The organism is Bradyrhizobium sp. USDA3516, from assembly GCF_057651995.1.
This window is the reverse complement of the sequence record NZ_JBYGYN010000017.1, coordinates 93,643-102,172: the sequence shown is the minus strand read 5'-3', so window position 1 is coordinate 102,172 and position 8,530 is coordinate 93,643. Positions and strand designations below refer to the sequence as shown.

Below are 8,530 nucleotides of genomic sequence, written 5' to 3'. Positions count from 1 at the left end.
GGCTGCCCCGTCTGCTTCACTGCCATCGCTACCCTCCAAGGCTTTGCCCTAGGGAATCACAAATGGCGAATTACGCAACAGGCCCACAAGGGGAGAGGGTATCAGGCCTCATCCATATCTCAGCTTCATCACCAGAATGCCGCCGGCGAGAACCATGGTGACGGCGTTCGCCGCGACCAGGGGGGCATCGCCTGAAAGCAGGCCGTAGATGAGCCAGAGCGTGAGGCCCAGCATCATCACCAGGAACATGCCGAGAGAAATGTCGCGCGCCGAGCGGGTCTTCCAGACCTTGATGAACTGCGGCGCGTAGGCGACGGTGGTGCAGGTGGCGGCGGCAAAGCCGAGCAGCTTGATCGCGAAGGGGTCCATGTCCTGCTCTATAGCATGGATTCGGCTCTGCCTCACGCGCGCTCCGCCATCAGTCCGCGGTACAGCGCGGCATAGTCGCCGGCGCGGTTGCGCCAGGAGACGTCGGTCGCAAGGCCGCTGCGTTGAAGGCGGCGCCAGGTCAGCTTGTCGTGGAAGGCGACGTTGGCCTTGCGCAGCGTGCCGGCGAGGGCGTCCGCCGTCACGGGGGCGAACTTGAAGCCGGTGGCATCGCGGCCGGACGCGTCGGCCTCGCCGATATCGACGATGGTGTCTTCGAGGCCCCCGACGCGCGAGACGATCGGCACGGCGCCATAGCGCAGCGCGCAGAGCTGGGTCAGGCCGCACGGCTCGAAGCGCGACGGCACGATCAGCGCGTCGGAGCCGGCCTGGATCAGATGCGCGAGAATCTCGTCATAGCCGATCACGACCCCGATCCGGCCGGGATTGGCGCGGGCCGCGGCCTGATAGCGATCCTGCAGATCGCGGTCGCCGCTACCGAGCAATGCGAGCTGCATGCCTTCGCGCAGGATGGTCGGGATGGCTTCCAGCAGCAGGTCGAGCCCCTTCTGCCACGACAGCCGGCTGATGACGCCGAGCAGCGGCGCTTCGTCCGAGGAGTCGAGGTTGAACTGCTGCTGCAGCACCGCCTTGTTCGCGGCCCGGAATGTCAGGTCCTCCGCGCCGAAGCGATAGGCGATGTGCGGATCAGTTTGCGGATTCCAGACCTCGGTGTCGATGCCGTTGAGGATGCCGCTCAGCACGTTCGATCGGTCGCGAAGCAGGCCGCCGAGGCCCATGCCGCCCTCGTCGCTCTGGATCTCCCTCGCGTAAGTCGGCGATACCGTGGTGACGCGATCGGCAAGGCGCAAGCCGGCCTTCAAGAAGCTGATGCCGCCGAAATATTCCAGTTCATTGACGTTGAAGGCATGCCAGGGCAGGCCGATCGATCCGATCAGCTCGGGGGCGAACTTGCCCTGATAGGCCATGTTGTGAATGGTCATGACGGTGCCGGGCCGCGGACGATTGTCGTAGTGCAGATAGGCCGGCGCTAGCCCCGCCTGCCAGTCGTGAGCATGCACGACATCGGGCACGAAGACCGGCACGAGACCGTGGCCGAGATCGGCGGCCACGCGCGACAGCGCGGCGAAGCGAACGCCGTTGTCCGCCCAGTCGACGCCCTCGGTGGTGACGTAGGGGTTGCCCGGCCGTGCATAGAGATGCGGCACCTCCAGCACGAACAGGTCGAGCCCGGCATGCGAGCCCGCCAGCAGCCGCCCGGGCCCGCCGAAATAATCCGGCCAGCGCCGCAGCTCCTCCGTGCCGGACAAGAGGCGCATCACCTCGGGGTAGCCCGGCAGCAAGGTGCGCATCTCGACGCCGTGCGCCTTCAGCGCAACCGGCAGTGCGCCGGCGACATCTGCGAGGCCGCCGGTCTTGACGAGGGGATAGACTTCAGAGGCGACCGCGAGGACGCGAACAGGCGTCATGTATTGAGCCTGTCGATCATCGCCTGGGTGATCAGCGAGATGCCCTGCTCGGTGGTGCGGAAGCGCTTTCCGTCGACCTCGGGATCCTCGCCGACGACGAGCCCTTCCGGAATCTCGACGCCGCGGTCGATCACGACGTTCCGGAGACGGGCGCCGCGGCCGACACTCACGTAGGGCATGATCACCGCGTTCTCGACATTGGCGTAGGAGTTGATGCGCACGCCGGTGAACAGCAGCGAGCGGCGCAGCGAGGCGCCGGAGATGATGCAGCCGCCGGAGACTAGCGAGCTCACCGCCTGGCCGCGCCGGCTCTCCTCGTCGTGGACGAATTTCGCCGGCGGCGTGATCTCGGCATAGGACCAGATCGGCCAAGCGCGGTCGAACAGGTCGAGCTCGGGCACCACGTCGGTGAGGTCGATATTGGCGGCCCAATAGGCGTCGACCGTGCCGACATCGCGCCAATAGGCGGGGGTGTCGCTGCCGGAGCGAACGCAGGAGGTCGAGTATTGGTGCGCCATCGCGCGGCCGTTCTTGACCAGATAGGGGATGATGTCCTTGCCGAAATCGTGGTTCGAGTTCGGGTCCTCGGCATCGCGCTTGAGCTGATCGAACAGGAATTTCGCGTCGAACACGTAGATGCCCATGCTCGCGAGCGAGACGTCCGGCTTGCCCGGCATCGGCGGCGGATCTTTCGGCTTCTCCAGAAACTCCTGAATCCAGCCGTTCTCGTCGATATGCATGATGCCGAAGCCGGAGGATTCCGACCGCGGCATTTCGAGGCAGCCGACGGTGACGTCGGCGCCGCTCTCGACGTGCTGGCGCAGCATCACCTCATAGTCCATCTTGTAGATGTGGTCTCCGGCCAGCACCACGATGAAGCGGCAGGCGTGGGATTCGATGATGTCGATGTTCTGGTACACCGCGTCCGCCGTCCCGACATACCACATGGTCTCGGAGACCCGCTGGCTGGCGGGAAGGATGTCAAAACTCTCGTTGCGTTCGGGGCGGAAGAAGTTCCAGCCCATCTGAAGGTGCCGGATCAGGCTGTGCGCCTTGTATTGGGTCGCCACCGCGATACGGCGGATGCCGGAGTTCACCGCGTTCGATAGCGCGAAATCGATGATGCGGGACTTGCCGCCGAAATAGACCGCCGGCTTGGCGCGGCGGTCGGTCAGCTCCAGCAGGCGGCTGCCGCGTCCTCCGGCCAGGACAAACGCTAGCGCCTGACGGGCAAGCGGCTCGGGTCTCGCGGCACTCATGTGATCCTCCCACAACTCTGGCGCTCGCGAGAAGCCTCCCGGCCGCGCACATTGGAACCGATAGTAATGGCACGAATAGTAAATCGTGAAGGTGGTTGTTGGTTGCGAATGCACCGGAAGCTTAATGCCCTGCCGGGGTGATCGGGCCTCAGCCACTGTCGTGCGGCTGTCACAGGCGACGACGTCGCCGGGCATCGGTGATCAGAACGGAGGCAAGCGTCTTGTGCGGTGCACGCAAACTCCAGGCTTTGAAATTCTGCGCTTTGACTTGGCGCAAGGATGCCCGATCATGGCGCTGCGATCCTTTTTTCCAAGCGAAAGGTCAGACAGGGAGTAGGACGATGAGGATCTGGAAGACGACGATTGCCTGTTCATTGGCCGGCGTGGTCATGGTGGCCCAGATCGGCCAGGGCGCGGCGGCCCCGATGCCCACCAACGTTGCGACGATGAAGGCTGCGGCCGGTGATAATGCCACACCGGTGCATTGGCGCGGCGGCGGCTGGGGCTTTGCCCTTGGTGGTCTCGCAGCCGGCGCGCTCATCGGCGGCGCCATCGCCAGCAGCGCGCCTTACGGTTACTATGGCAGACCTTATTACGGTGGCTACGGCTACGGATATCCGGGCTACGGTTATGGTTATGCCCCCGCCTATTACGGCGGCTACGGCTACGCACCGGTCTATGCCTATCCGCGCTATTATCGGCCGTACCGTCCGTACTACAGCTATGGCTATTACCGGCCGTACCGGGTTTATCACCGCCCGTTCGGTGTTTATCCCCGCCCCTACTATCGCGCCTATTGGTGAGCACCGCGCGGCTAGAATGACAGCCACACGATCAGGCTCATGCATGCAAAATGCATGAGCAGGATCGGGTTGAGCAGAAGCTGGCCGCCGCGGAGATCGTCGATCGTTCGTTCACGGATGCGATCACGAAGGCGGGTTGTAGTCGCAAGGCACGCTCGTGTCCCGGACGCGCCGCAGGTCCGTCATTCCGGGGCGCGAGGAAGTCGCGAGCCCGGAATCCATTCGTCGACAAACATTGCGGCTCGATGGATTCCGGGCTCGCCCTTCGAGCGCCCCGGAATGACGACTGTGGGTGCGAAGCTCACGATTCACTCAAGCATTCGTGAAGCGGGACGAGCACGTTCCAGCGCGATCGCCTTCTTCGAAACATTCCTTCTGCATTCTCTCCGCCCGACAACACCCTTATTGCTATTTGCACCGCCTCCCTTGCGCCCCATCGCACGCCCGCAAAAATCAATCCGACGACCACATCGGGAGACTGGCCATGGGCCTGCAAGAAACAAGAATCGAATCGCTTCCCTTCGTCACCGCTGAACTCAACTATCTCGCCCCGATCGACGGCAAGCCGCGCACCTACGCGTTCGATCCGCCGCCGGGCGAGCCCAAGAGCACCTCGCTGCCGGAGCCGCATCAGGTGCCGATCTTCGACGGGCGGCTGATCGCGAGCAGCTTCTCGCTCGATCGCGAGGGATTTGCCCTGGTGCGTCACCCGACTGGCGTGAAGGATTTTTACAGCGACGAGGAAATCCGCGGCGTCTACTATCCAGCCGTCGAGGCCTTTCTGCGCGCGACGCTGAAGGCCGACCGCGTCGTCATCTTCGACCACACCGTGCGCAAGCGTGTCGACGGCGCGCCTGATATCCGCGACGGCGGCCCGCGTCAGCCGGCCACGCGCGTCCATGTCGACCAGACCATCACGTCCGGCGCCAACCGCGTGCGCGAGCATCTGCCTGATGAAGCGGAGGAGCTGCTGAAGGGGCGCGTGCAGGTGATCAATCTGTGGCGGCCGATCCGCGGCCCCTTGCGGGATTCACCGCTTGCGATGGCCGACGGCACCACGGTTAGGCCGGAAGACCTCGTCGCTTCCGACCTGATCTATCCCAATCGGCGCGGCGAGACCTATTCGGTGAAATACAATCCGGACCACCGCTGGTTCTATTTCCCGGAGATGACGCCGGACGAGGCGCTGCTGCTGAAGTGCTACGATTCCGCAACTGACGGCCGTACCCGCTTCGGACCGCATACTGCGTTCGTCGATCCGACCACGCCGGCCGATGCGGCGCCCCGCGAAAGCATCGAAGTCCGCACGCTGGTGTTCCACCGGCAGTGACGAAGTGCGACTGCATTGCCGGGCATCGCCCGGCAATGTTCCAGGAACTTTGGGGAACAAGCGACGTTTGCAGGCCGGGCAGGGCAACCCGGGAGAGTGCCGTGCAAGCGCAGACGACGCTATTGCTATCTCTGGCCAGCCTTTTGCTTTTTTCCTTTTCCGTTGCCCACGCCGAAAGCGGGCTTGCGTCGTACTACAGATACGCGAAAGCCGGCAAAGACGGCGAGCTGACCTGCGCGCACCGCACCCGCCCGTTCGGCAGCGTGCTCCGGGTGTCCTACAGCGGACGCACGATCCAGTGCCGCGTCAACGATCGCGGCCCCTTCATCCGCGGCCGCATCGTCGATCTCTCGGTGCCCGCCGCCCGCGCGCTCGGCATGATGAGCGCCGGCGTGGTGCGCGTCTCGGTGGATTAGGCCTCCAGGCGCGCTATAGTGCCGCCCAAAGCAAGGGGGCGCTATGACTGGGATCAGGGTGGGACTCGTCGGCTGCGGCTTCGTGTCGGAGCTGCACATGTATGCGTTCCGGCGCGTCTATGGCGTCGACGTCGAGGTCGCGGCGGTCGCCGCACGCGGCGACAAGGTCGTCGCGTTCGCCCGGCATCACGGTATCCCGCGTGTTTACCGGAGCTTCGCCGAGCTGATCGCCGACCGCGATCTCGATGTCGTCGACATCTGCACCCCGCCCAATCTTCATGCCGAGATGATCGTCGGCGCCATGCAGGCCGGCAAGCATGTCATCTGCGAAAAGCCGTTCGCCGGCTATTTCGGCCGCGAGGGCGATCAGCAGCCGATCGGCAAGCACGTGCCGAAGGCGCTGATGTATGAGCGCGTGATCGAAGAGATGGACAGGACGCGGGCCGCGATCGAGCGCACCGGAAAACTCTTCATGTATGCCGAGGACTGGATCTACGCGCCCGCGGTGACCAAGACCGCCGAGATCATCAGGGCGACGAAGGACAAGATCCTGTTCATGAAGGGCGAGGAGAGTCATTCCGGCTCGCATGCCGCCCATGCCGCGCAGTGGGCGATGACGGGAGGCGGCTCGCTGATCCGCATGGGCTGTCATCCGCTTTCGGCCGTGCTGTATCTGAAGCAGGTCGAAGCCAGGGCGCGCGGCGAAAGCATCCGCGTCGCCAGCGTCACCTGCGATGTCGGCAACGTCACCGCCGGCCTCAAGCCTGAGGAGCGCAGTTACATCAAGGCCAATCCCGTCGACGTCGAGGACTGGGGCACGCTCACCGCCACGTTCTCCGACGGCACCAAGGCGACGGTGTTCTCCGGCGACATGATCATGGGCGGCGTGCGCAATCTGATCGAGACCTATACGAGCGGCGGCTCCCTGTTCGCCAACATCACGCCGAACGATCATCTGATGAGCTATCAGACCAGTGAGGAGAAGCTCGCGGGCGTCTATATCACCGAGAAGGTCGATCGCAAGACCGGCTGGCAATATGTCTGCCTCGAGGAGGAATGGACGCGCGGCTATCTGCAGGAGATCCAGGATTTCATGGAGTGCGTCGCCACGGGCCGACAGCCGCTGTCAGACCTCGCGCTGGCCTATGAGACGATCAAGGTGAACTACGCGGGGTACTGGGCCGCGGAGGAGGGGAAGAGGATCGTGTTGTAGAAAAGATCGGCGCTCTCTTACCCTCCCCTGGAGGGGGAGGGTCGATCGCGCGCAGCGTGAGCGGGGTGGGGTGATCTCTCCAATCGGGCAGTGCCCGTGAGGAGGGATCACCCCACCCCGCTACGCATTTCGCTTCGCTTCATGCGTACCGACCCTCCCCCTCCAGGGGAGGGTGAGAGCACGCGGCCCCTCACGCCCCGTAGGTCGAGCCCTTCGGCAGCGGGAAGACCGGGTCCTGCGTGCGGATGTTGGTCGGCCACACCACGGAGATGTGCTCGCCGGCATTCTGCATCACGACCGGCGTCGAGCGTTCGTTCTGGCCGGAGAGCGGGGTGCCCGGCGGGAAGAATTTCACACCATAGCCCTGGATCGTGCCGCCAGCGGGGATGTCGACGTCGAGCGCCGCTTTCCGGATCGCCTCGGGCTCGAAGCTGCCGTACTTCTCCTTGGCGACCGGCAACACATTGTTGAGCAGCACCCAGGTCTGGTTGAAGCCCATCGAGCAATGCGGCGGCACGTCGGTGGCGCCGGTCTTGGCCTTGTAGCGACTGACCATCTCCTTGATGAGATCGCCCATGCCGGGCGCGAGCTTGGCGGGATCGAGCAGCTGGGCCGGCACCGGGTCGATGTTGCAGAAATTGTCAATATCGGCGCCGAAGGTGGCGCGCAGCTTGTCGAGCTGGCTGTAGCCGGCGCCGTTGCCGAACAGCATCTTGAAGCGCAATCCGCTCTCGCGCGCCTGGCGCAGGAACAGGGTGATGTCGGGGTTGTAGCCCGCATGTGAGATGACGTCGGCCTTGGCGCGCTTGATTTTGGTAACGAGCACCGAGAGGTCGGGCGCTGAGGCGGAATAGCCCTCGCGCAACACGACCTGCAATCCAGCCTCCTTGGCATAGGCCTCGTCGGCGGCGGCAACGCCGACGCCGTAAGGGCCGTCCTCGTGGATCAGCGCGATCTTGACGTCCTTCGGCTCCATGCCGAGCTTCGCCTTCGCGTGCTCGCTCATGAAGCCGACAAAGGCCTGTCCATACTGATCGGAATGGATCTGCGCGCGAAACACGTATTGCAGGTTCTTGTCCTTGAACACGGCGGTCGAGACCGCCGTCGTGATCCAGAGGATCTTCTTCTGCTGCTCGACCTTGGCCGCGAGCGGCACCGCATGCGCGCTCGCATAGACGCCGTTGAGGATGTCGATCTTCTCCTGATTGATCAGGCGTTCGGCCTCGTTGATCGCAACGTCGGGCTTGCTCTGCGAATCCGCGGCGACCGGCGCAACCTTGTACTTGCCGCCGACACCGCCTTTCTCGTTGACGAGATCGATGGCGATCTGCGCGCCGATCGACGAGGCGACCGAGCCGCCGGCGGCGAAGGGACCGGTGAGGTCGTAGACGAGGCCGATGCGTATATTCTCGGCTTGTGCCTGGGCGCGGGTCCAATCGAGGCTGAGTGCGGCGGCGGCAGCCGCCGAGGTCTTCAGCAGCTGCCTGCGTGAAGTCGGCATCCTATCCTCCCTCAAAACCGTCGTCTGATCTTGTTGTTGTTCGCGAAGTATGGGGAGCGGCACGGCCGAAAGTCAACATCGCGAAAGTCGAGGTCTGTTCGTGGCGTCATAGAACGCACTTGCGAAATGGCGGCGAGGCGGCCGGCTTCTCT

Annotated in this window: 8 protein-coding genes; 4 read left to right on the top strand and 4 right to left on the bottom strand. The window is 64.2% G+C overall.

Annotated features, from left to right (window positions below):
* Positions 1-108: 108 nt before the first annotated feature.
* The 3 genes from AC24YW_RS35860 to glgC are packed head-to-tail and all read right to left on the bottom strand — an operon-like array spanning position 109 to position 3,115.
* Entirely contained in the window at positions 109-369 is a 261-nt protein-coding gene (locus AC24YW_RS35860) for a SemiSWEET transporter (protein WP_036006700.1), read from the bottom strand.
* Between the two features lie 32 nt (positions 370-401).
* Complete coding sequence (gene glgA, locus AC24YW_RS35855) at positions 402-1,856, bottom strand: glycogen synthase GlgA (protein WP_487487093.1); 1,455 nt, start codon at positions 1,854-1,856, stop codon at positions 402-404.
* Positions 1,853-3,115, bottom strand: coding sequence for a glucose-1-phosphate adenylyltransferase (glgC, locus tag AC24YW_RS35850; protein ID WP_487487092.1), 1,263 nt, complete (start codon positions 3,113-3,115; stop codon positions 1,853-1,855). Before glgC ends, glgA begins: the two co-directional genes overlap by 4 nt.
* Before the next feature lie 341 nt (positions 3,116-3,456).
* On the opposite strand from glgC, the gene AC24YW_RS35845 reads away from it, so the two are divergent.
* The 4 genes from AC24YW_RS35845 to AC24YW_RS35830 all read left to right on the top strand — a co-directional run bounded on the left by AC24YW_RS35845 (position 3,457) and on the right by AC24YW_RS35830 (position 6,877).
* A complete protein-coding gene (locus AC24YW_RS35845) occupies positions 3,457-3,918 on the top strand; it encodes a hypothetical protein (protein WP_487487091.1) in 462 nt (153 codons plus the stop codon).
* 484 nt (positions 3,919-4,402) lie between these two features.
* A complete protein-coding gene (locus tag AC24YW_RS35840) occupies positions 4,403-5,248 on the top strand; it encodes a CmcJ/NvfI family oxidoreductase (protein WP_487487090.1) in 846 nt (281 codons plus the stop codon).
* A 101-nt stretch (positions 5,249-5,349) separates the two neighbouring features.
* Positions 5,350-5,664, top strand: coding sequence for a septal ring lytic transglycosylase RlpA family protein (locus tag AC24YW_RS35835; protein WP_487487089.1), 315 nt, complete (start codon positions 5,350-5,352; stop codon positions 5,662-5,664).
* Between the two features lie 43 nt (positions 5,665-5,707).
* Positions 5,708-6,877 carry a Gfo/Idh/MocA family protein gene (locus tag AC24YW_RS35830; protein ID WP_487487088.1) on the top strand — a complete coding sequence of 390 codons (1,170 nt, stop codon included), beginning with the start codon at positions 5,708-5,710 and terminating at the stop codon, positions 6,875-6,877.
* Between the two features lie 190 nt (positions 6,878-7,067).
* Here AC24YW_RS35830 and AC24YW_RS35825 read toward each other — a convergent pair whose 3' ends face one another.
* Entirely contained in the window at positions 7,068-8,378 is a 1,311-nt protein-coding gene (locus tag AC24YW_RS35825; RefSeq protein ID WP_487487087.1) for an ABC transporter substrate-binding protein, read from the bottom strand.
* Positions 8,379-8,530 lie beyond the last annotated feature (152 nt).